Annotated in this window: 7 protein-coding genes; 3 read left to right on the top strand and 4 right to left on the bottom strand. The window is 70.9% G+C overall.

Annotated elements, in window-relative coordinates; translation table 11 throughout:
* The first annotated feature begins 26 nt into the window (after positions 1 to 26).
* Complete coding sequence (locus tag ACFXGJ_RS05080; protein WP_378617126.1) at positions 27 to 599, top strand: helix-turn-helix domain-containing protein; 573 nt, start codon at positions 27 to 29, stop codon at positions 597 to 599.
* Between the two features lie 137 nt (positions 600 to 736).
* Here the strand turns inward: ACFXGJ_RS05080 and ACFXGJ_RS05075 are convergent, their stop codons facing one another.
* On the bottom strand, positions 737 to 3,910 hold the full coding sequence (locus tag ACFXGJ_RS05075; RefSeq protein ID WP_378617184.1) for a multicopper oxidase domain-containing protein: 3,174 nt from the start codon (positions 3,908 to 3,910) through the stop codon (positions 737 to 739).
* A gap of 113 nt (positions 3,911 to 4,023) precedes the next feature.
* Between ACFXGJ_RS05075 and ACFXGJ_RS05070 the strand changes: the two genes are divergently transcribed.
* Positions 4,024 to 4,389, top strand: a complete 366-nt coding sequence (locus ACFXGJ_RS05070; RefSeq protein ID WP_378425661.1) for a nuclear transport factor 2 family protein — start codon at positions 4,024 to 4,026, stop codon at positions 4,387 to 4,389.
* 1 nt (position 4,390) lies between these two features.
* A complete protein-coding gene (locus ACFXGJ_RS05065) occupies positions 4,391 to 5,845 on the top strand; it encodes a threonine/serine exporter ThrE family protein (protein ID WP_378617124.1) in 1,455 nt (484 codons plus the stop codon).
* Here ACFXGJ_RS05065 and ACFXGJ_RS05060 read toward each other — a convergent pair.
* The 3 genes from ACFXGJ_RS05060 to ACFXGJ_RS05050 form a co-directional block, all read right to left on the bottom strand.
* Positions 5,842 to 6,075 carry an MbtH family protein gene (locus ACFXGJ_RS05060; RefSeq protein WP_007532125.1) on the bottom strand — a complete coding sequence of 78 codons (234 nt, stop codon included), beginning with the start codon at positions 6,073 to 6,075 and terminating at the stop codon, positions 5,842 to 5,844. The two genes, ACFXGJ_RS05065 and ACFXGJ_RS05060, sit on opposite strands and share 4 nt — an antisense overlap.
* Positions 6,072 to 7,424 carry a lysine N(6)-hydroxylase/L-ornithine N(5)-oxygenase family protein gene (locus tag ACFXGJ_RS05055; protein WP_378617122.1) on the bottom strand — a complete coding sequence of 451 codons (1,353 nt, stop codon included), beginning with the start codon at positions 7,422 to 7,424 and terminating at the stop codon, positions 6,072 to 6,074. The genes ACFXGJ_RS05060 and ACFXGJ_RS05055 overlap by 4 nt, the downstream gene beginning before the upstream one ends.
* Before the next feature lie 127 nt (positions 7,425 to 7,551).
* A complete protein-coding gene (locus ACFXGJ_RS05050) occupies positions 7,552 to 24,432 on the bottom strand; it encodes an amino acid adenylation domain-containing protein (protein WP_378617120.1) in 16,881 nt (5,626 codons plus the stop codon).
* Between the last annotated feature and the right edge of the window lie 71 nt (positions 24,433 to 24,503).

Genomic DNA, 24,503 nt, shown 5'->3' with positions numbered 1-24,503 from the left:
ATTTGCGAAGACTGCAAAATGGTGGGGTGGACGACGACCTGGACCGGATACTCGGAGACATCGGCCCGCGACTACGCAGGCTGCGCAAGGACCGTGGCCTCACCCTGGAGGCGCTGTCGGCCGACACCGGCATCTCGCTGAGCGCACTGTCTCGGCTCGAGTCCGGCCGCCGTCGCCCCACCCTCGACCTGCTCATCCCGCTCGCACGGGCACATCGCGTCGCGATCGATCAGTTGATCGCCGCGCCCGCCACCGGGGACCCCCGGGTCCACCTCGCCCCCGTCCACAAACGCCGCGGCACCACGCTCGTGCCGTTGACCCAGTACCCGGGCCGGGTGCAGGTGTTCAAGGAGATACTCGCTCCCCGTGAGCAGAAGTTGGTTTCTCACACCGGTTACGAGTGGCTGTACGTACTCGCGGGCGAACTGCGCCTCGTCCTCGGAGAGCGGGAATTCACCCTTCGGCCCGGCGAGATTGCCGAATTCGACACCACCGAGCCGCACTGGTTCGGCCCCGCGAACGGGTCTTCCGTGGAGATCTTGCACCTGTTCGGCCCGCGCGGCGAACAGGCCGTCGTCCGAACGCAATCGAAGGACTGACGCAGGGCGAAGCCACCACGGATTCGATTGCTGCACAACCGGACGACCCGCGACCAGCATCGGATACATGCGCCGAACGAAGTTCTTCCGCGCGGGATTCGCCACGTTCTACGTGCCCTGATCAGATGATCGCGGCGCTACCGACCACCGAGCGGCAGTGGGCCGGCGGGCAGCGGCGGCAACGTCCCCAGCAGCGACGGCACCACCGTCGTCGCCTGCGGATCCGCTCGGCCCATCCCGAACTTGCGCACCTCGGCACCCGCGGCATCCCTGCCGCTGACGAGCAGGTCCGCACCCGTCGTCGTACTGGTCGTGGCCACCTGCACACCGCCGCCCCCGAACGGCTCGAACGAGGCGATCTGCCGGAAATCCACTTCGCCTGCATGATGATTCGGGCTCGACAGGTACATCCCCGGCTCGCCGTCCAGCCGCAACCCGCTCGACCACACTCGCACCGTGCCCGCGCCGTCGGCCATCCCCGTGACGATGCTCTTCGCGCCGCCCTCCGCGCCGGCCACCCAGCCCGTCGAGAGTGAGACGCCGCCGCGATAGCTCTCGTCGAAGGCCAGGAACTCCGAGGTCATCCTCGGCTCGACGGTGCGCTCCGCCGCTCCCCCGTGCGCGCCGTGCCCGCTCTTCGCCGCGGCCGCGGCGGTCGGCTGGAACAGGTCGTAACGGAACGTCTTCACGCTCGGAGCCTCGCCCCGGCCGGGGGCGGTGACGATGCTGGCCCGGCCGGACGAGGCGTCGACCATGCCGGTGGCGACGCTGACCCCGGACGTCGATCCGGGGTACGGCGTGAAGGTGGAGAACACCTCGGGCGCCGCGTGCTTGTCAGCGGGCAGGGCGGAGGAGAACACCTTGACCTGCGACGGGGCGCCCGGGCCGGTGCCCACGACGATGTTGTCGGCCAAGGGGTTTCCGTCGATTCCGGCGCCGGCGACGGTCAGTCCACCGCGGAAACCGGTATCGAACGGGGCGAACCGGGACAGCTCGGCGCTGAACGAGCCGTCGGCGCGGTCGGCGCCGTCGTAGACGACGACCTCCGGCGCCGCGCCGGGGCCCGTGCCGACTACGAGGTCGAGCACCCCGTCGCCGTTCACGTCCGCCATCGCCGCCGTCGGCGTGCCCTCGAAGGACGGGAACGGCGTCACGGCGGCAATCACCCTGTCGCCGTTGCCGTCGTGGACCTGCACGGTCGCGGGAGTGCCCGGCGACCCCGGCACCGCCACCGCATAGGTCGAGACCTCGGGAATCACGTTGACGAGCGCCATCAGCCCGTTGTCCTCGTGGTTGAGCCGGTGGCAGTGGATCACGAACGTCCCGGTGTACTCGCTGAACTTCATCCGCAGCGTCAACGAGGCAGGGACCAACGGGTTCTCGTGCTCGTCGGTCACCGGTGCCGGAACATTGATGTTGTCCACTCCCCACGGCTGCACCCCGGTCCTGGTGCCGGCCACCGGATCCACGATGTCCATCACCTGGAAGTCGTTGACGTGGATGTGCATCGGATGCTCGTCGTTGTTGAGGTTGGTGATCGACCACTCCTCCACGGAGTTCAGCCGCGGCTGGATCAGCGGGATGTTCGGGAAGGTGTTGTCGTCGAACTGATAGGTGAAGGCCTTGGGATCGCTCTTGCTGGCCTTCTCGTTGCCGAACCCGCCCGCGACCGTGAGCGTGCGCTTCACGTCCGGCGTCATCACCGAGGTGTCCACGAAAGAGGTGAAGGCGTCGAGGTTCTGACCCGGCTCGAACGGCGTGGTCCGTCCCTCACCGCGGTCGGGCGTCACATGCAGGAGGGTCTGGGTGGGGAAGGTGAAGAAGCCGTCGGCGTAGCTGATCGCCGACGGGTCGACGGTCACCGTACCCAGGACGGCCGGCGGATGCTCGGTACCGTTGTTCGTGTACAGCACTCCGGGATTGGTGACGGGCTTCGCACCTTCGAGCGGCGGCATGTCGAGCACGAGGTCGCCGGTCTTCGGCATCGTCACCGCGATCGCGTACCGCGACGCCGGCGGGATGACGAGCCTGGTCCCGTCGCCGCCGACCGGTCGCTCCACCCGGGTGTAGGGGTTGCCGTCCTGCCCGACGATCGCGAACGTCGGGTGGCGGCCCGTCGCCGTCTCGGTCAGCCGGACCGGCATGTATGCGAAGTCGCTGATGTTCGCCAGCACCCAGATCTCAGTCTGGCCCGGCTTCAGTCTCAGTTCCGGCTGGAACTGCCCGTTGATCGTGTACTGCACGTCGCGCTCGTTGTCCGGCAGCGACGGGTCCGCGGGTACCGTCGTCGTGTCGCCGGCGAAGGTCTGCAGGTTGCCGGGCACGAACTGGTTCTCTCCACGGTGGTTTGCCGGCGACAGCGGTCCGGCATACCAGTTGGTGACGTACCGGGAACCCTTCGTCGTCTGCGAGAAGTTCACGGGGGCCAGGCTCGGCGTGTAGGTGCCGTCGGCGAGCTGCGAGCCCTGCGGAGGCTCGAGGGTACTCACGTACTGCGGCCAGCTCGGGTCGTTGAGCTGGTGGCTGCCGCCCCTTCGGTCGAACACGAAGTTGTACTGCAGCGCCATGTCTCGGATCGGGACGTCGTTCCGCGTCACCAGCGGCAGGTTGCCGTCGGGCCGGCCGATCTCGAGCATACCGGCGAGCCCCAGGTAGGTCTGCTGTGCGGTGACCGTGTGCCGGTGACTGTGATACCAGTACATGCCATTCGGCATGTCCGTCGGCACCGCGTAGTCGTAGACGTTGCCCATGCCCGCGGGGATGTCGAGCAGGACGTTGTCGGCGTTGCCGTCCGGGCTCACGTGGACCCCGTGGGTGTGCAGGTTGAGCGGCGCGGACGTGAGCGCCGGCGGGTAGACCGGCACGTCCCCGCCCGCGGGGGTGAAGGCCGGGTCGTAGAAGTCCGCGATCGTCAGGCCCTGCAGGTCGTTGTCGTAGTGCACGATCAACCGCTCGCCCGGATCGACCCGCAGTGTGGGTGCCGGATAGAGGTCGTCGCCTTTCGTGGACCCGTCCGAGGCGGTCCCACGGATCAGCTCGTACGCGAACACCAGGAAGTTGGAGACCGGGCGCGAGGTCGTGTCGAGGGCCACTGTGCCCTGGTGCGCCGACAGTCGCACCTCGAGCACGCCGTCCCTGCTCGACAGCTTGACCGGCTCCCGGTACGCGGCCGGGGCACCGTGGGCACCTACGTTGACGCCCGGCGTGGTGCTCGTGCCCGATCCACCCGAACTGCATCCGGCGAGAATCAGCACCATCGACGCGATCAGCGACGCGACGACGGTGATCGGCCTTCGACGATTCGCGACCATCGGGCTGCCCCGTTCCGGATCGTGCACGCGCCGACGTCCCGCGTCGACACTCAAGCAGCATAAACCCGTTTCCTGCCCCACCAGGCGGCCCGAAACCGATTAGCGTGAGCGTCATGAGTACCTCCGAGATCGCCACGGTCCTCGCGTGGCATGACGCGCTCAACGACTCCGACATCGACACTCTCCTGGCACTGTCCAGCGACGACGTCGAGATCGGCGACCACACCGGGGCCGGCCAGGGCCTGACCACCCTGCGCGAGTGGGCCTCGACCTCCGGGCTGACCATGACGCCGGGCCGGATGTTCGTGCACCACGGGGTGGTGGTGGTCGAGGAGCAGACCACGCTCGACGGCCAGACCTCGACCACCGCGACGGCCTTCCGCGTGGTGGACGACCAGGTCACCTCCGTCTTCCGGCACGATTCTCTCGAATCTGCTTTCGCCGCAACCGATCTCAGCGAAAAGGACGCGGTCTCCTGACGTGTCGAGGTGGCGCGGCGCAGTCACCTCGCTGAACAAGCTCATCGGCGAGGAGCGCGCGGTGGTCGACGCCCCGACCGCCGCGCCCACCCCGCTGCGACCGATCGACCTCACTGACGACGCCCGCGTCGCCGAGGTGCTCGACCTGGCGGTGCGGTCGGGCGAAGTACTGCTCGCGTCGGGCACCTCCGCCATCGACACCACCAACCAGGTGCTGTTCGTGGCCGCGACCTACGGGCTCGCCCGGTGCGACGTCGACGTCACCTACAACGCGATCCGCGTCAGCGCACAACGCGGCCCCACCATGCCGCCCGCCACCAGCATGCGGGTCGTGCACTACCGGTCGCTGGACTTCACCCGCCTCGCCGCTGTCGACAGGCTCACCCGTCGGCTGCGCACCGAGGCCGTCGAGCCGGACGAGGCACTCGCGGCGCTCGAGGCGATCACCGCGGCCGCACATCCCTACAACCGCTGGACCGCGACCTTCGCCTGGGCCGCGATGGCCGGGTCGGCGTCGGTGCTGCTGGGCGGCAACTGGCTGGTCGCCATCATCAGCTTCCTGACCACGATGGTGATCGACCGCGTCAACCGCAGGCTCAACCGGATCGGTCTGCCGTTTTTCTTCCAGCAGGTCACCGGCGGCATGATCGCGGCGGCGCCCGCCGGCGTGCTCTACGCCTTCCGCGACCACATCGGATCCGGCATCCAGCCCTCCCTGGTCATCGCCGCGGGCGTCATAGTCCTGCTGTCCGGATTGGCGCTGGTCGGCTCGGTCCAGGACGCGATCACCGGCGCGCCGGTCACCGCCGTCGCCCGGTTCTTCGAGGTCCTCATGATGACGGGCGGGATCATCGCGGGTGTCGCGATCACGCTGCGCATCGCGGCGGCGGCGGGCTCGACCCTGCCAGTGACGGTGCCACCCGCACTCTCGCCGGCCTTGACCCAGATCCACGTGCAGGTCGTCGCCGGCGCGTTCACGTCCCTGTTCTTCGCCGTCGCCTGCTACGCGGAGAGGCGTGCGCTGACCGCGGCCGGACTGGGCGGTGCGGCCGGAATTCTGGTGTACTACCTGGTCCTGGGCCTGGGCGTCGGTCCGGTGATCAGTTCGGCCGTCGCCGCGACGGTGGTCGGATTCGTCGGCGGCCTGATGGCCCGCCGCGCGTTGACCCCGCCGCAGGTCATCGCCGTCGCCGGCATCACACCGCTGCTACCCGGCCTGGCCCTGTACCGCAGCCTGTACGCGCTGCTCAACGACCAGCTGCTGGACGGGCTGGGGTCGTTGCTGTCCGCGTTCGGCATCGGAGTGGCGCTCGCGGCGGGCGTCACGCTCGGCGAGTGGGCGGCGCGCACCCTCCGTCGGCCGCGCATGCTCCGTAAAACAGACGCGCTCCGGCGTCCGATCCTGCGTCACCGCAGAACGGACCCGGAGCGGGTCGACCGAAAGGAAAGGTCCTAGCCGTTACCGGCGGCCTTGTCCTTCTCCATGGCCTCTCGCAGGCTCTTCGGACGCATGTCGGTCCAGTTCTTCTCTACGTACTCGACGCACGCCTGTCGGCTGTCCTCGCCGAAGACCACACGCCAACCCTGCGGCACCTCGGAGAAGGTCGGCCACAGCGAGTGCTGGTCCTCGTCGTTGACGAGAACGTAGAAGCGACCGTCTTCGTCGTCAAAAGGATTGGTGCTCATCTGGCCTCGCTTGTCGCAAACTCGTTCTTCGAACTATCCACCCCTGTGGAAGCCTCGACAATATCAACAACGGGCGAACCGGATCGGTTAACCAGCACCGAAGTGAGAATCTCACCCGCCCGAACCGCGACATTGGACAGCAGCGAGGCGGTCAGCCCGTGTGTCTTCTCGGTGCCACCCTGCAGGTAGATCCCGCCCCGAACGTCCGGCGAGGTCACCAGCCGGTAGTCCCGTCGCACCTCGGTCACCTCGCCGCCCGCGGGCGCGAGATCGCCGATCAGGGTGCTGAGCGGGGTCGGGGTGAACCCGGTGGCAAGGACCACCGCGTCGCACATCAGCGTGTCCGTGAGCCCGTCGAGGTTGCTGCGGACGCTGACCTCGATACCGTCCGGCCCGTCCACGACGGACGAGATCTCGGACGCGCGGCGCATGAAGAGCCGGCGCGCGCCCCGGACCATCTCCTGGTACTCGGTCGTGTACAGCTCGTTGATCAGCTCGATGTCGACGACCGAGTAGTTGGTGCTGCGGTGCAGCGACAGCAGGCGCTCCCGCTCCTCGCGCGCGGCGCCGTGCAACTCGTCGACGGTGGCCGGGTCGAAGATCCGGTTCGCGTACGGGCTGTCGTCGGCGGGGCTGTACCCGTAGCGCGCGAAGACACTGTGCACCTCGGCCTGCGGGTAGTGGCGGTGCAGGTACTGGACCACCTCCGCCGCGCTCTGCCCGGCACCGAGGACCACGAAGCGCTGGTGCCGCACCTCGGGCAGTTCCTCGATGCGGAACAGGAACTGGTGGTTGTGGAAGCACCGCGGCGACGTCGTCGCCCACTCCGGGATGCGCTCGCGCAGGCCCGCCCCGACCGCGACGTTGCGGGCCCGGGCGATCTGCCCGTCCGCCGTCGCGACCTCGAACTCGTCGACGACGCCGTCCGGCCCGCGCACGCCGGTCACCCCGGTGACCGCCGCGCCGTAGCGGACGTCGGCGTGCACTCGGCCCGCGGCCCACTGCAGGTAGTCGTTGAACTCGTGCCGGGTCGGGAAGAAGGTCTGGTGGTTGACGAAGTCGACGAGCCGGCCGCGGTCGAACAGGTACGAGAAGAAGCTGAACGTGCTCGCCGGGTTGCGGAATGTCACCAGATCCTTGGGGAACGCGATCTGCATGGTCGCCCCGTCGAGCAGCATGCCCGGGTGCCAGACGAACCGCTCCTGGCGTTCGACGAACCGCGCGGTGATCCGGTCGGCGGGCGCACACGTGGCGTTGTGCTCCTCGATGGCGATGGCCAACGCGAGGTTCGACGGGCCGAAGCCCACGCCGACGATGTCCAGCACCTCGTCCGTGCGTGTCGATTCCATGACAGTTATCCATCCTCGCCGGATGGTCCGGCGGCCGCGGTGCTCGTTGCTGACAATGCTCGGGCCCCGACACTCGGCCCGCGCCGAATAGTAGCGCAGCCTATCCTAATTAAGAAGACGCTCGCCCTCACCGGCCCACCTCCCCGACCCGAAGCCCCTCGTCCGCGCACACGGCGACGAGCACCGCGTGCAGCCGATCGGCGAGCGCACGTACCCGATCCTGCTCCAGCGCGTCGGCCCGATAGCCCAGCACCGCGTGCACCGGCCCCGGTCCCACGGGTTCGTAGAAGCTCAAGGTCAGGTCCGAGACGGGTGCGCCGACCGGGACCGGCAGGAGACCGCCGAACACGCCGTCCACCACGTCGAGGCGAGCCTGCTCGTGATGCACGATCGTCACCTGGGGGCGCAACACGTCACCGCCGAGATCACTTGCCACCTCGTCGAACCCGACGTCCTGGTGATCGAGGGCCGACAGGTTGCTCTCACGGACCCGCGCCAGCAGCTCGGCGAAGGTCGGATCTCCGGAGGTGTCGGTCCGCAGCACGACAGTGCCGAAGAAGCAACCGATCAACCCCGACAACGCCTCCTCCGGCCTACCGGCGACGAGGGCTCCGATCGGAAGGTCTTCGCCCACACCCGATTCCGTCAGCACTACCGCCAGAGCGGATTGCAGGACCATGAACATCGAGGACCCGGTCCGGCGCGCCAGTGCGTCGATGTCCTCGTGCAGCCGCTCGTCGATGGGCAGGCCGACCACCTCGCCGCGCGGCGCACCACCGGGCCGCTCGCCCGGCAGGGCGAGATGCTCCGGCAGCCCGGACAGTCGGTCCCGCCAGTAAGCGAGTTGGGTTGCGTGCCTGCTCGACTCGTCCGCGGGATCGCCGAGCACCTGATCCGACCACGCCACGTAGTCGCGGTAGCCCACCGGCAACTCCGGCAGCACCGGTGCCGATCCCGCGACGCGGGCGGTATAGGCCGCGAGCAGCTCGCCGAGCAGCGGCACCACCGACCACTCGTCGACGGCGAGGTAGTGCATCACCAACAGCAGCGCCTGCTCGCCGCCGGCGCCCTCGACCAGGTGGACACGCAGGGGCGCATTCGCGCCCAGGTCCATCGGACGCTGAGCGAGCTCGTAGACGAGCGCGCGCAGGTCCCCGTCGCCCGCGTCGAGGAGATCGAGCTCCGGCGCGGGCACCGCCCGGCCGAACACGGCAGGAGCGGAGCCCGCGGAGCGACCTTCGGCACAGTCGTCGCGCTCGACGAACCCGGTCCGCAGCGGCTCGTGCCGGGAGACCACGTCGGCCAGGGCCGCCGCCAGCGCGGTGGCGTCCAGCGGACGCTCCGGGTACAGCGACAGGGCGTGGCTGGCGGTCGCGGAGTCCCGGTAGTGCCGCCACTGCCTGCGCTGCGGGGGCGACAACCGCACGTCGCCATCGCTTCTCGGCACCGGGACGAGCAGCGGTCGCTCCCCCGCCCCGGCCCGTTCGGTCAGCGCGGCGAGCTCCGCGACGGTGGGCGAGTCGAACACCTCCCGGATGCTCAGCTGCGCGCCGAGCCGGGCCCGCACCCGCCCGACCAACTGCATCGAGGCCATCGAGTGCCCGCCGAGTTCGAAGAAGTTGTCGTGCACGCCGATCGAGGGCAGGTGCAGGATCTCCGCGAACAGTTCCGCGAGCACCCGTTCGCGTTCCGTGCGCGGCGCGACGTCACCGGTCAGCTCGGCCCAGTCCGGCGCGGGCAGCGCCTTCCGGTCCAGCTTCCCGTTCGGGGTCAGCGGCAACGCCCCGACCAACGCGATCACCACGCTCGGCACCATGTAGTCGGGCAGCGACGCCGCCACGTGCGCACGCACCGAGGCGGGGTCCACGACCGCGCCGTCGACGGGCACCACGTACCCGATCAGTCGGGCGATTCCGCCGTCCCGATCGGCGATCACGGTGGCCTGGTTCACCTCCGGGTGATCGGCCAGCGCGGCGACGATCTCGCCGAGCTCGATCCGGAAGCCCCGGATCTTCACCTGGTCGTCGACGCGACCGAGGAAGTCCACGTTGCCGTCCGCTCGCCAACGCGCCAGGTCACCGGTGCGGTACATCCGGCCGGGCCCGAACGGGTTGGCGACGAACCGTCCCGCCGTCAGACCGGGCTTCCCGAGGTACCCGCGGGCCAGGCCACGACCGGCGATGTACAACTCGCCCGCCACACCGACCGGAACGGGCCGCAGCCGCGCGTCGAGGACGAACGCCTGCTCGTTGGGGTCGGGGATGCCGATCGGGACCGCCTGGTTCCATCCGGGCTGCGCCTGCCACAGCGTGTTGTTCACCGTGGCTTCGGTGAGGCCGTAGGCGGCAAGCAGATTCAGCCGCTCCGCCCACCGACCGATCAGGTCCGGCGGCACTGTCTCGGTGCCCACCAGCACGGTGCAGCCCTCGGGGACCACGCACCCCGGGGGCAGCGCGGCCATCAGCGACGGCGGGATGATCGCGTGCGTCACCGCGTGCTCGTGCATGAAGTCGGTCAGCTCCGGCCCGGCCACCCGGGACCGGTCCGGCACGATCACCAGCCGCGACCCCGTGCACAGCGCCATCGACAGCTCGAACACGGCGACGTCGAAGCCGACCGAGGCGAACTGCATCACCACCGAACCCGGGGTCAGCCGCATCCGGTCCTCCGCGGTCGCGACGAGGCTCGAGATGCCCTCGTGCGAGACCACCACGCCCTTCGGCCGGCCCGTGGAACCGGACGTGTAGATGACGTACGCGGCGTGGTCGATGCCCGCCGGGACGACTCGCCGCGGCGCGACCGCCGCGGCGAGCTCGGCGACCGTGCCGGGCTCGTCCAGCAGCACCCGGGTCAGCCCCGGCACCTGCGCGATCCGCTCGGACTCCGCTCGAGTGCTCAGCAGTACCGCCGTGGCGGAATCGGTGAGCAGGTACGCAATCCGGTCGGCGGGGTGGTTGAGGTCGAGGGGCAGGTACGCCGCTCCGACCTTGAGCACCGCCAGCACTGAGGCCACCATGTCCACCGATCGCGGCACGGCGAGGGCCACCACCGATTCCGCGCCGACGCCGCGCGCGGCCAACAACGCGGCGATCCGGTCGGATCGCCGATCGAGCTCGGCGTAGGTCGCGGCGCCCAGCTCGTCCACGACGGCAACCGCGTCGGGCGTGGCCCGCACCCAGCGCGCGAACGATTCGTCCAGGGTCTCCTCCGGCACCACGCGACCGGTGTCGTTGAACGCCACCAGAACCCGCTCCCGCTCGCCCGGCAGGAAGACGTCGACCGCACCCACCGGGGCCTCCGGGTCGCGCGCGACCGCGACGAGCAGGGCCAGCTGCCGGCGAGCGACGGCGTCGGCGGTGGACCGGTCGAACAGGTCCGCGCCGTACTCGAGCCGCAGCGCGATCCGGTCCTCGTGCAGGTACTCCGTGAAGTTGAACACCAGGTCGAACTTCGCGGTGCGCTCCTGGAGCGGCACCGCCTCGAGCGTCAGGTCGCCCACCTCTCGGCCTCCGGCTCGGGAGTCAGCGCTGCTGGTCACGTCCGCCGTGCGGCTGTGGTAGCCGACCATCACCTGGAACAGCGGGTTTCGCGCCAGGGTGCGAGCCGGGTTCACGCGCTCGACCACCGACTCGAAGGGGACGTCCGCGTTGGCGAACGCCGCCAGGTCCAGTTCCCTGACCCGGTCGAGCAGCTGCGTGAAGGTCGGATTGCCGGAGACGTCGGTACGCAGCACCAGGGTGTTGACGAAGAAGCCGACCAGGTCGTCGAGTCCCTCCTCCGTGCGACCGGCGATCGGCGCACCCAGCGGCAGGTCCTCGCCCGCACCGAGCCGGGAGAGCAACGCTGCCGCGGCGGCGTGCAGCACCATGAACATGCTCGCGCCCCGTTCGGCGGCGATCGCCCGCAGTCGCGCGGTGGTCCCGGCGTCGAGGTCTAGTTCGACGGCCCCGCCGGCGAAGCTCGGCCGCGCGGGCCGGGCCCGGTCGGTGGGCAGCGCCAGCTCCTCCGGCGCCCCGTCGAGAAGCGTCTCCCAGTACGAGAGCTGCCGGCTCAGTACCGATTCCGGGTCGGCGGCGTCGCCGAGCAGGTCACGCTGCCAGAGCGTGTAGTCGGCGTACTGGACCGCCAGCGGCTCCCAGTGCGGAGCCTGGCCGCCCGACCGCGCCGCGTACGCCACCATCAGGTCGCGCAGGAAGGGCCGGTCGGACCACTCGTCGGTGGCGATGTGGTGCAGCACCAGCGCGAGCACCTGGTCGCCGCATCCGTCGGTATCGCGGCCGAGCCGGATCACGCTGCCGCGCACCGGGATCTCGCGAGTCAGGTCGAAGGGCCGCAGCACGGCCTCCCGGACCAGGTCCGCGACGGCGTCCTCGGTGCCGTCGACCACCGTCAGCTCGGGCGTCGCCGTGTCGAGGATCCGCTGCGCCGGAACGCCGTCGGTCTCGGTGAACACGGTGCGCAGCGATTCGTGCCTGGCGACGACGTCGGCGAGCGCGGCGCCGAACACCACGGTGTCGAGGTCACCGCGCAGGCGCAGCACGATCGGGAAGTTGTAGGCGGCCGACTGCCCCTCGATCTGCTGGATCAGCCAGAGCCGTTGCTGGGCGGCGGACAGCGGCAGGACCTCCGGTCGCGCCGTCGCCGTCAGCGCCGGTCGAACGGCGCCGTCGCGGCCCCGGACCCGCTGCGCCAGTTCCGCCACGGTGGGCGCCTCGAACAGGTCGCGCATGGACAACTCGGCGGCCAAGGCCGACCGGGCGCGACTGATCAGTCGGGTCGCCAACAGCGAATGCCCGCCGAGGTCGAAGAAGCTGTCCTCTACGCCGATTTCGGTCACGTCGAGCACCTCACCGAACAGTGCGCACAGCACCTCCTCGACGTGATCAGCCGGCCCGCGGGAACCGCCGCCCACCGCCTCCGGGACCGCAGGCAGCGCGCGCACGTCGAGCTTGCCGTTGACGGTCATCGGCAGGGACTCGGTCGCGACGAAGGCGCTCGGCACCATGTACTCCGGCAGGCTCGCGCGCAGCGCCTGCGCGTGCTGAACACCCCAGTTGGGGTGCACATCGCTCACAGTCCCGGAGGGCACGACGTACGCGACGAGGCGCTTGACGCCGCCGGGTCCGGGTGCCGCGATCACCGCGCACTGCCGTACCCCGTCGAGCCCGGCGAGCACCGACTCGACCTCGCCGAGTTCGATGCGGTGGCCGCGGATCTTCACCTGGTCGTCGGTGCGACCGAGGTAGTCGATCTGTCCGTCAGCGCCGCGACGCACCAGATCGCCGGTGCGGTACATGCGACCGCCGACCTCGAACGGGTCCGCCACGAATCGCTCCGCGGTCAGGCCGAAACGGTCCAGGTAGCCCCGCGCCAGACCGATACCGGCGATGTACAGCTCACCCGGCACTCCGTCCGGCACCGGCCGCAGCCAGCCGTCGAGGATGTGCGCGCGAGTGTTCCAGATGGGTGTGCCGACGGTCGGGGTGACCGAGTCACCGGTGCCCGCACCGAGTGTGTTGATGGTGTACTCAGTGGGACCATACAGGTTGTAGCCGAACGTTCCGTCGGTGTCTCGCAGGCGATTCCACACCGAGTCCGGCACCGCCTCGCCGCCGAGCAGGACCAGCGGGGGCCGATGCCTGCCCGGTCCGTCGTCCAGCAGGCCCTCCTCGAACAAGTGCTGCGCGTAGGTCGGAGTCACGTTGACCACGTCGATGCGGTGCGTGTCGCAGTACGCCACGAGCGCCTCCGCGTCGCGGCGCAGGTGCTCGTCGCAGATGTGCACCTCGTGGCCCTCGACGAGCCAGAGCAACTCCTCCCAGGACATGTCGAAGGCGAACGAGACGGTGTGCGCGATCCGCAGCCTGCGGCCCCCGGTCATCGCGATCGTGGGATCGAAGATCTCGGCGCGGTGGTTGAACTGCATGTTGGTCAACCCGCGGTACCCGGTGACCACGCCCTTCGGCTTACCGGTCGAACCGGAGGTGTAGATGACGTACGCCGGGTGGTCGAGTCGGCCCGGGGTTCCGGGCGCGAACGCCCCGAGTTCCTCGTCCGTCAACGCACCGGAGGCACGGCCTGCGACAGTTTCGTCGAGAAGGACCGTGGCACCGTCGAATCCGGCCAGGGTCTCGCGGATCGCCGGCGTGGTCACCAGCACGACCGGCCGTGCGTCGTCGAGCATCCCGAGCAGCCGCTCCGCGGGATGGTCCAGCTCGAGCGGCAGGTACGCCGATCCGGTGCGCAGCACCGCGAACAGGGCGACGACCATGTCCACCGACCGCGGCAGGCCCAGCGCGACAATGCGTTCCGGGCCGGCGCCGTGGGCCAGCAGCAGTCGGGCCGCTGCGTTGATCCGCCCGTCGAGCTCACGGTACGTGACCCGCCGCGCACCGAAGACCAGCGCGACCTCGTCGGGCGTGCGCTCGGCGGCCTGCGCGAACAGGTCGGCGATCGTCGCCTCGGGCAGCTCCCGCAGGGCGGGCCGGGCGGTCAGCGCGACCCGCTCCCCCGCCAGCGACAGGTCCAACGAGCCCACCGCGACGCTGACGTCGGCGGCGAATCCCTCGAGCAGCGCGACGAATCGGGCCAGCATCGCCTCGACCGTCTCGGCCTCGATCCGCTCGGGCCGGAACTCGAACTTGACCCGCATCCGGGTGCCGGGCGTGACCACGACCGTGAGTGGGTAGTGGGTGTGGTCGATGCTGTCGCCGCCGCTGATGTCGTGCGCGTCGTTCAGCGCCGACACCTGGTTCTCGTCGACGAAGTTCTGCAGCACGTACAGCACGTCGAAGAGCTGGCGATGCTCGGACTCGCGTTGGATGGTGGCCAGGCCCAGGTAGTCGTGCGGCATCAGCCCGAGCCGCTCGGACTGGCTGCGGCGCAGCAGTTCCGCGACTGTCTCGGCCGGCCGGAGGGTGGTCCGGACCGGGACGGTGTTGAGGAACAGTCCCGCGACCGCGTCGAGGCCCTCGACCTCCGGCGGCCGGCCGGCGACGGTGGTACCGAACACCACGTCGGACCGGCCGGTCTGGGTGCCGAGGACCAGCGCCAGCGCGCTACTCAGCATGGCGTTGAGGGTGACCCCGGTGCCGGCCGCCCGGGTCCGCAACCGCTCGCCGAGGTCCGCCGGCAGCACCGCGTCGCGGCGCTGCGGCGCTACGGGTTCGCCTGGCACCGCGGAGCCGACGAGGGTGGGTTCGTCGAGTCCGGCCAGCGCCTCGCGCCACCGGGCGCGCCCCTCGTCGGCGTCGCGTCCCGACAACCAATCCAGGTAGTCCTCGAATCCGCCCGTGACGGTCGGGAACGCGCTGTCGTCGCCGCCCGACTCGTACAGCGCGAGCAGCTGACTGACCACGATGCCGTTGGACCAGCCGTCCCACAGCAGGAACTGCCGGTTGACCACCAGTCGATCGCGATCGTCGTCGAGTCGGATCACCATCGCGCGCCACAGCGGTGGCGCGGAAAGGTCGAAGGGGGTGAGCCGGTCGGTGGCCGACAGCCCGGCCGCGTGGGCCTCCCGGTCCGCCGGATCGAGCTCACGCAGGTCGTACTCCGTGATCGGGACGGCGAGGCAGGCGGTGACGAACTGCACCGGAGATCCCAGGCCCTCGCTGACGAAACCCGCTCGCAGCGTTGGGTTTCGACGCTGCAGGGTGCGCATGGCCCGATCCAGCCGGTCGACGTCGAGGTGGTGCTCGAAGTCCAGCGAGAACTGCGCGGTGTAGATGTCGGCACCCGCGTCGAACGTCGCCTGGAAGTACAGTCCCTCCTGCAGCGGCGACAGCGGCCACACGGCGTCGACGCCGGCCGGGGACAGCTCGGCGATCCGGTCCAGTTCGGGCTGGGTGAGCGCCAGCAGCGGCACGTCCGACGGCGTCAGCGCGCCCGGACCGTCGTGCCGTGCCGCGGCCGCGACCAGCTCGCGCACGGCCTGGGCCCAGCCACGGCTCAGCGCGTCGCCGTCGGAGTCCGTCAGCCCCAGCTCGGAACGGCCGAACACCGCGGTCAGGACGGGTCCGTCGGAGGTGTCCTCGCACATCGCATTGACGATCAGCCGGTAGGGGCCGCCCATATCGGCGTCGGGATCCGTTGACAGCGAGTCGGATTCAGGCGCGGGCGTCCATGCGGCCGCTCCGCCCAGCTCGGCGGAGGGCATCCTGCCGAGGTAGTTGAACAGGATCTGCGACTGCTCGCGGCCGCCGAGCACTCCGGCGGTGCGGGCGTTGGCGTACCGCAGCATGCCGTAGCCGATGCCACCGTCCGGCGCACCGCGCAGGCGCTCCTTGACGTCCTTGAGTTCGGCCAGCGGATCGAGGCCCGGACGGAGCCGGACCGGGCTGATGCTGGTGAACCAGCCGACCGTCCGGGACAGGTCGACGCCCGGTGCCAGCTCCTCGCGGCCGTGCCGTTCCAGGTCGACGAGCAGGTCCGACTCGGCGCGACCGGTGTCGGTGTGCCAGCGGGTGACGGCGATCCGCAGCGCGGTGAGCAGCACGTCGGTCACGTCGGCGTGCGCCATCGCCGGCACCGCGGTCAGGACGGCGACCGTGTCGTCCATCGAGAGCGAGATCCTGTGCTGGGCACCGGTTCCGACGGTGGCGGGCCCGGTCGCCTCCGGCACGAGCGCGGCACCCGGCCGCGTGGTCGCGGTCCAGTGATCGAGTTCGGTGACCCGATCCCGCCGCTGGGCGTCCGAGGCGACGAGCGCGGAGTACCCCCGCAGGGAGGTACCCACCGGGTCGAGGACGGGCTGCTGGCCGGAGGACACCGCGACGTACGCCATCGCAAGGTCCTCGAGCAGGATCCGCCAGGACACCCCGTCGACGACGAGATGGTGCGCGACGATCAGCAGCCGGCCCGCCGCGTCGGGTCCCAGATCGAACCAGACTGCCTGCACCGTCACGCCCGCGGCGGGGTCCAGCCGTGCGGTGGCGGCCTCGGACTGCTCGGTGACGGTGCGGCGCAGCGACTCCTGGTCCTCAACGGTGACGGCCGTCAGCAACGGGCCGACGGCGGTCGAGCCCGCGCCGGTGGTCTCGGTGGTCCACACGCCCGGCGCGTGCCGGGTCAGCCGGGCTCGCAGTCCGTCGTGATGGTCGAGGATGGCGCCGAGAGCCGCCGCCACGCTTGCTGCGTCGGCGCCGGCGGGGGTGTGCAACAGCATCGCCTGGTTGAAACGGTCGGTGCCGCCGGACCATTCGGACAGCCGGTGCACGACCGGCAGCGGCACGACCTCACCGACACCGTCGACGGCGGGCGTCGCGTCGGCGGCGGGTGCCCCCGCGACCGCGACGGTCTCGTCGACGAGCCGGGCGATCGCCGCGGGGGTGCGCAGCTCGAAGATCTGCCGTGGGGTCAGCGTGATGCCGTCGCGCCGAGCCAGGTTCACCAACCGGATCGCGAGGATGCTGTCACCGCCGAGGGTGAAGAAGTCGTCGTCGACACCCACCCGGTCGAGGCCGAGCACCTCCGCGAACTGCCCGGCGAGCCGACCCTCGGCGCCGGTGCCGGCCGCCCGATCCGACACCGCGACCGAGAAGTCGGGCGCGGGCAACGCCTTCCGGTCCAGCTTTCCGCTCGGCGTCAGCGGCAGCGCGTCGAGTTCGACGAAGGCACTGGGCACCATGTGCTGCGGCAACGCCGCGGTGGTGCGGCTGTGGAGATCCTGGACTCCGGTTCCACTCCACTGCGTGGAGCGCACCACGTAGGCAACGAGTTGCTGGCGGCCGGGCACGTCCGCACGCACCATGACCGCGGCGCGGGCGACACCGGGGGCGGCCAGTAGCGCCGCCTCGACCTCGCCGAGCTCGATCCGGAAGCCGTGCAGCTTCACCTGATCGTCGGCGCGGCCGACGTACTCCAGTTCGCGTGTCGTCGTCCCCGTCGCGTCGTCGACCCAATCGGCCCAGCGCACCAGGTCACCGGTGCGGTACATCCGCTCACCCGAGACGAACGGGTCGGCGACGAAACGGTCCGCGGTGAGGGCGGACCGCCCGAGGTAGCCGCGCGCCAGCTGCGGCCCCGACAGATACAGCTCACCCTCGGAACCCGACGGCACGAGGTTCAGGTACTGGTCGAGGACGTAGAGCCGGGTCGACGCGACCGGCGACCCGATCGGCACCGTCGTCGCGTCCGACGGCAGCGCCTGCGCACCGAAGAAGTAGCTGACCTCCACCGCGGCCTCGGTCGGCCCGTACAGGTTGTCGAGCCGCACGCCGGGGAGCACCTCAGCGAACCGGCGTGCGGACGTCGCCGGCAGCGCCTCTCCCGAGCACGCGACCAGTTCGAGCGAGCCGCACTGGGCGGCAGCGGGTTCGGCGAGGAACAGCTCGAGCATGGACGGGACGAAGTGGGCCCGGCTGATGCCGCGGTCCGCGATCAGCCCCGCCAGGTAGGCCGGGTCCCGGTGCCCGCCGGGCTCGGCCAGCACCACCGTCGCGCCCGCGACGAGCGGACCGAAGAACTCCGGTACCGAGACGTCGAAGCTCGACGGCGTCTTCTGCAGCACCCGGTCCCCCACCTCGAGGGGATTCTCGGACTGCATCCACAACAGACGGTTCACCACGCCGCGGTGCGGCACCAGCACGCCCTTCGGCCGGCCGGTCGATCCCGAGGTGTAGATGACGTAGACGGGGTTCGTCGCGACCGCGTCTGCGGCCACCGGGGCGGCCTCCGAATCGCCCTGTAGTGCCGACAGATCCACCACCAAGTGGGGAACGTCGGTGTCGACGACGGTCCCGTCGGTGAGCACGCACACCGGCGACGCGTCGGTGAGCATGTACGCCAACCGCTCGGCGGGGTAGTCCAGGTCCAGCGGCAGGTATGCCCCGCCCGCCTTGCCGACCGCCAGCAGCGCGACCATCAGCTCGATCGAGCGCCCGAGCGCGATCGCCACCACGGACTCGGGGCCCACACCCAGCTCGACGAGGTTGCGCGCCATCCGGTTCGCCTGCCCGTGCAACTGCCGGTAGGTCAGCGAGTCGTCGCCGAACTCCACCGCGACGGCGTCGGGTGTGCGCGCGGCCTGCTCGTCGAGCAGGTCGGTGAGGGTGCGCGATTCGATCGGATTCGCGGACGCCGCCCATCCCGCCTCGAGTTCCTCGCGTTCGCGGTCGGAGACCAGTGCGAGTCCGGAGATCGGCTGCTCGCCGCCGCGCAGGAGCTCGCCGAGGAAGGCGACCATGCCGTTCGCGAGGGAGGTGGCGGTCGCCGAATCGACAACGGCCGTCTGGTACTTCACCTCGAGCCGGAGCTCGTTGCCCGGTGCGACGATCAGCGTCACGGGGTACGGCGGGTTCTCCTGGAAGGTGATGCCGGTGATCTCGAGCCGACCGGTCGGGTCGGCGACCGCGCCCTCGCCGATCGGGTAGTTCTCGAACACGACCAGGGTGTCGAAGAGTTCCTGCAGCCCGGTCAGGCGGCGCAGCTCGCTCAGCCCGAGGTACTGGTGATCGAGCAGCGTCGACTGCTCGTCCTGCCAGCGCGCGAGCGCAGACACCGCCGACTCCTCCGGCCGGAACCGCAGCCGCGCTGGAACCGTGTTGATGAACAGCCCGACCATCGACTCGATGCCGCGCAGGTCGCCGCCGCGCCCGGACACGGTCGAACCGAAGAGCACGTCGCGACGGTGGGTGAGCCGGCCCAGGAGCAGACCCCAGGTGCCGTGCACGATCGTGCTCAGCGTCAGGCCGTGCGACCGACCGAAGGCGGCGAGCGCCGCGGTCCGGTCGGCGGGCAGGGCGACGGTGATCTCGGCGACGGCGCCGGTACCGGTCGGCTCGCCGCTGCTCACGCCGGTCGGCTCGGCCACCCCGGCGAGCGCGGCCCGCCACACCTCGAGCGATGCCTCACGGTCGCGGGAACCCAACCAGCCGAGGTAGTTCCGGTACGGCTCCGGCGTCGGCAGGCTGGGCGCTGGTCCGTCGGGGGCGTAGAGCGCCATCAGCTCGCGCAGCATCACCGGCACCGACCAGCCGTCGGCCACGATGTGGTGGATCGACTGCAACAGTCGGTGCTCGACCGCAGCTTCGCCCGCCCGTCCCAACGTCACCAGGACGTACCGCACCAGCGGCGCCCGTTCGAGGTCGAACCCGCGGACCCGTTCCTCGTCGAGGATCCGCCGGATCCGGGCCTCCGCCTCGTCCGGGTCGAGACCGGTCAGGTCGACGTGGTCCATCGGCACGGGCACCGAGGTGGCGACCGCCTGCACGACCCGGCCGTCGGCGAGCGCGTGCAGTCCGGTGCGCAGCGCCGCATGGCGGTCGACCAGCGTCTGCAGCGCGGTTGCCAGCGCGGCCGGCTCTGCGGGTCCGGTCAGCTCGATGATCTGCTGCACCACGTACGGATCGGGCCGCTGGTCCTCGAAGGCGCTGTGGAAGTAGATGCCCTCCTGCAGCGGTGTCATCGCGAGCACGTCCGCGAGTTCCGGCACCGCGGTCTCGAGCTGGTGCACGTCGGACTGGGCCAGTCGCACGGAGGGGAAGTCGGACGGGGTGGCCCCGCCCAGGTGGGCAGCGCCGGCGAGCGCAGTCAGCGCCGCGGTCCACTCCCGCGTCAGGGCCTCGACGCGGTCGCGGCCCAGGACGCCGGGCGCCCACGTGACGGTGGTGCGCAGCGTCGGCCCGGCCGGACCGTCCTCGGCTACGGCGTCGATCTCGATCGCGTGCCGCATCGGGGCGTCGGGGTCCGCGGCGCCGGTCATCGTCTCGGGCAGCCAGTCGGCACCGGCCCCCGCGGTGACCCGCCCGAGGTAGTTCAGCAGCACCTGGGGGTCGGCGGCCAGGCCGAGGTCGGCGCCGGTGTCGGTGAGGTACCGCAGTGCGCCGTAGCCGATCCCGTTGCCCGGCACCGCGCGCAGCTGTTCCTTGACCGCCTTGAGCGCGGACGCGAGCGCGGCGGGGTCACGGGGGTCGAGGCGCCCGGTGTCGAGACGGACGGGGTAGAGGCTGGTGAACCAGCCGACGGTCCGGCCGAGGTCCACCGGCCGCCCGGCAGCCTCCTCCTCGCGTCCGTGGCCCTCGAGGTCGACAACCACCGAGTCGTTGCCACCCCACGAGGTGAGAGCGGCCGAGAGTGCCGTCAGGAGCACGTCGTTGACGTGGCCGCCGAACGCCGCGGGCACCGAGGAGAGCAGCGGCCCGGTCAGTTCGGGCGCCAGGTCCACGGTCAGGGACTCCGCGGCCCCGCACAAGTCGAGGACGGGATCGAGTGCCCGCGTTCCCAATTGCGCGACGTCCGGCAGCGCCGCCGACCGCCAGTAGTCGAGCTCGTGGTCGAACGCACCGGCTCGCGCGCGCTCGCCGAGCAGCTGCGACCAGCGCCGCAGGGAGGTGCCGGTGGGCGGCAGGTCGATCGGTGCCCCGACTGTCGCGGCCGAGCCCGCCCGGGCCAGGTCCTCGAGCAGGATGCGCCAGGACACCCCGTCCACGACCAGGTGGTTGACCACCAGCAGCAGCCGACCGGGTCCGGACTCGCCGCCGTCGAACCAGACGGCCTGCAGCATCACGCCGGCGTCCGGGTCGAGCCGTCCTGCGGCCGAGGATGTTTCGCGTGAAACCTCGGCGGCCAGGTCAGGTGCGCCCGGAAGCACTGTGGTGCGCAACAGCTCCCCGGCGTCAGGCACGCCCGGCTCGGTCACCTCGAGCGTCCAGCGCTCGCCCCGCACCAGCCGGGCCCGCAGGGCGGGGTGCCCGTCGAGCAGGGCCGCCAGCGCGTCCCGGATCGCCGACTCGGCGAGTCCGGCCGGGGTGCGCACCAGCACCGACTGATGGAACCGGGCGACAGCCTCGCCCGTCTCCTGGGCACGCGCGACGATCGGGGTCGCGGGGATCTCGCCGAGCGGTTCGTCCTCGGTGTCCGGTTCGATGCCGACCACCCCGTCGACGCCCCGGCTCTCGAGCTCGACGGCGAGCGCGGCCACCGTGCGCAGCGCGAACATGTCGCGGGCGGTCAGACGCAGCCCGGCGGCTCGCGCGTGATTGACCACCTGGATGGCCACGATGCTGTCGCCTCCGAGGGCGAAGAAGTCGTCGGTGACGCCGACCTCGTCCAGTCCGAGCACGCCCGCGACGACGGTCGCCAGCGTTCGTTCCAGCTCGGTCCGCGGCGCCAGCCCCGAAAGACCCGCGCGCAGATCGGGTTCCGGCAGGGCACGCCGGTCCAGCTTGCCGTTCGCGGTGAGCGGGAACTCGTCGAGGACGACCACCGCGGTCGGCACCATGTAGTCGGGCAGCTTCGTCGCGGCCCAGTCCCGGACCGCGGTGCCGTCCAGGTCGTCGCCGTCGGGCAGCACGTACGCGGCCAGGTACCTGGCGCCGCCGTTCTCGCGGACCAGCACCGCGCACTGCCGGACCCCGGGGTGGGCGGTGACCGCGGCCTCGACGTCCTCGAGCTCGAGCCGCATGCCGCGAATCTTCACCTGGTTGTCGGCACGGCCCACGAAGTCGAGCGTGCCGTCCTCCGACCAGCGCGCCAGGTCGCCGGTGCGGTAGAGGCGGGAACCATTGTCGGCGAAGGGGTTCGCGACGAAGCGGGCGGCGGTCAGCGCCTGTGCCGCGACGTAGCCGCGGCCGAGCAGGTAGCCGCCGGCGTACAGCTCCCCGGCGACCCCGGGCGGCACCGGCCGCAGCAGGGAGTCGAGCACGTACAGCTGGGTGTTCGGGTTCGGCCTGCCGATCGAGGTGGCGATGCGCTCCGCGCGCTCGCGGTAGATCACATGGGAGACACCGATGGTCGCCTCCGCAGGCCCGTACCCGTGGTAGAGCGTGGTGCCGAGTTGACCCCGGAACCGGTCGAACAGCTCCGGGGTGAGCACCTCCCCGCCGCACCAGACGTGTCGCAGCCCGTCCAGCGCGGCCGTGTCCTCGGCGAGGTCGAGCAGGACGGCGAGCATCGAGGACACCAGGTAGACGAAGGTGACCCGCTCGCGTTCGATCAGGTCCAGCAGGTAGTGCGGGTCACGCTCCCCGGCCGCCTCGGCGACCACCAGCCGACCACCCGAAACCAGCGGCAGCAGAATCTCGTTCACGGAGATGTCGAAGGACAGCGGCGCCTTGAACAGCGACGCGTCGTCCGCGCCGAAGTGCAGCACCTCCTCGACCTGCCAGAGCAACCGCGCGCAGATCGCCTCGTGCCGGATCATCGCGCCCTTGGGCCTGCCGGTGGACCCGGAGGTGAAGATGACGTAGGCGAGCGATCTGCTGTCCAGCCGCGGGTGGACCGGCTCCCCGGAGCGCTCCCCGTGCGCCCAGTCGCCGAGGTCGACGGCGACCGCGGACTCGGCGTCGACCTCGACGCCGCCCCGGCCGGTGAGCACCAGACGGGCACCGGCGTCGGCGAGCACCTGCTCGCGCCGGTCGGTCGGCCAGGCCGGGTCCAGCGGCACGAAGGCGCCGCCGGCGACCATGACCGCGAGCAGCCCGACGACCATCTCCGCCGATCGCGGCAAGCCCACCGCGACAACCTCTTCCGGCCGCAGTCCACGATCGGACAGGTGCCGCGCCAACTGGTTGACCCGCAGGCCCAGATCCCGGTACGTCAGCCGCGTCTCGCCTGCGACCAGCGCCTCCGCGTCGGGCGTCGCGGCCACCTGCGCCGAGAACAGGTCCGGCACGGTCCGAGCGGGCTGCGGCCGCGCGGTGTCGTTGAAGTCCACCAGCACGCGGCGGCGCTGCTCGTCCGACATCACGTCGAAGCGCGAGAACGGCGCGCCCGGGTCGGCGGCGAGCTGTCCGAGAAAGTGGGTGAGCTGCACGCGATGCCGTTCGAGGTCGTCCTCGAGACCCGCACCCACCCGGAGGTCGATCCGGATCGACTCGCCCTCCTGACCGCGCTGGACCGTGAAGTCGAGCTCGCCGGTCGCGCCGGTGACCATGTTCCGGGCGAACGCGGGATTGCCGCCGAAGCTCATCGAGTGCTCGAACAGCACGATGTTGACGCCGGGACCGAACACCCGCCTGGACGGGTCCAGCGCACGCATCTCCCGGGCGAGGTCCTCGCCGCGGTACCGGCCGTGCCTGAGCAGGCCGATCAACCGTCGGTCGATGTCCGCCGTCAGCGCGGCGAGCGTGCCGTCGCCGTCGACCTGCAGCCGCATCGGCAGAATGGTCGAGGCCATCGACGGCAGGTGCCGCAGCGCCCGCCCGGTGCGGCCGGTCAGCGGCACCGACAGCATGAGGTCGGACAGCCCGCTGACCCGCTGCAGGTAGGCGGCGATCATCGCGAACGGGATCCGGGTACGCCGGATGCCCTGGGCGTCGGCGAACCGGTACAGCCCCGCGACGGTCTCGGCGTCGAGCTCGACGCTGGCCTTGATCGGCGGGGCGAAGGGGTCCGGGGACGGCGGCAGCAGCACGGGAGGTTCGGGGGCGTCGGCCAGCCACTCCAGCCAGTGCGCGCGGTCCGCCTCGAGCCGGCCCGAGGAGCGGTACTCGACGTCCGCATCGATCGCGGTCTGCAGCGACCAGTCCCGCTCGTCGAACAGGAGGTCCGGGTGCTCCTGCCTGCCGACGACCTCCTCGACCAGCAGCACGATCCCGTACCCGTCGACGATGCTGTGGTGGTACCGCTGGTGCCACCAGGTCAGGTCGTCGTCGATCCGCAGGATCGCCTGGGTGAACAGGGCCTCGTCGCTCTCGAGCTCGGCGACGGTCTGCATGTCACTCTCGACCCAGGCACGGGCCGCGGCCGCGGGATCCGGCCGGTCCCGCAGGTCCACGACCTGCAGCGTCCACGCGCCCGGATCGAGTCGTTGCTGCCGCAGCACCTCGTCCGGCCCGACCGCGAACCGCACGTGCAGCGCCTCCGCGCGGCGGATGGTCAGGTACACGGACTCGGCCGACCGGGCGATGTCGAGCGGACCGTTCACCTCGATGGTCAGCGCGATGTTGTAGGCCGGACTCTGCGGGGCCAGCCGCTGGGCGACCCATACCTCGGACTGAGCGGCGGTGACCGGCAGCCAGCTGCCGGTCACGTTCGGGGTTGCCGTCAGGTCGTTGGGGGAAGCCATGCACGTCCGATCCTCGTGGTGCGACGCCAACGTTCGGCGTCAGGTTCGGAGATTAGGATAGGCTATCCCGC

The sequence above is a fragment of the Rhodococcus sp. NPDC059234 genome (assembly GCF_042754225.1).
Classification (GTDB): domain Bacteria; phylum Actinomycetota; class Actinomycetes; order Mycobacteriales; family Mycobacteriaceae; genus Rhodococcus_G.
This window is presented reverse-complemented; position numbering and strand designations above follow the sequence as displayed.

Bases quoted from the DNA above. Each gene is read 5' to 3' on its own strand.
- ACFXGJ_RS05075 (WP_378617184.1), bottom strand. From the start codon at position 3,910: ATGGTCGCGAATCGTCGAAGGCCGATCACCGTCGTCGCGTCGCTGATC.
- ACFXGJ_RS05070 (WP_378425661.1), top strand. From the start codon at position 4,024: ATGAGTACCTCCGAGATCGCCACGGTCCTCGCGTGGCATGACGCGCTC.
- ACFXGJ_RS05060 (WP_007532125.1), bottom strand. From the start codon at position 6,075: ATGAGCACCAATCCTTTTGACGACGAAGACGGTCGCTTCTACGTTCTC.
- ACFXGJ_RS05055 (WP_378617122.1), bottom strand. From the start codon at position 7,424: ATGGAATCGACACGCACGGACGAGGTGCTGGACATCGTCGGCGTGGGC.
- ACFXGJ_RS05050 (WP_378617120.1), bottom strand. From the start codon at position 24,432: ATGGCTTCCCCCAACGACCTGACGGCAACCCCGAACGTGACCGGCAGC.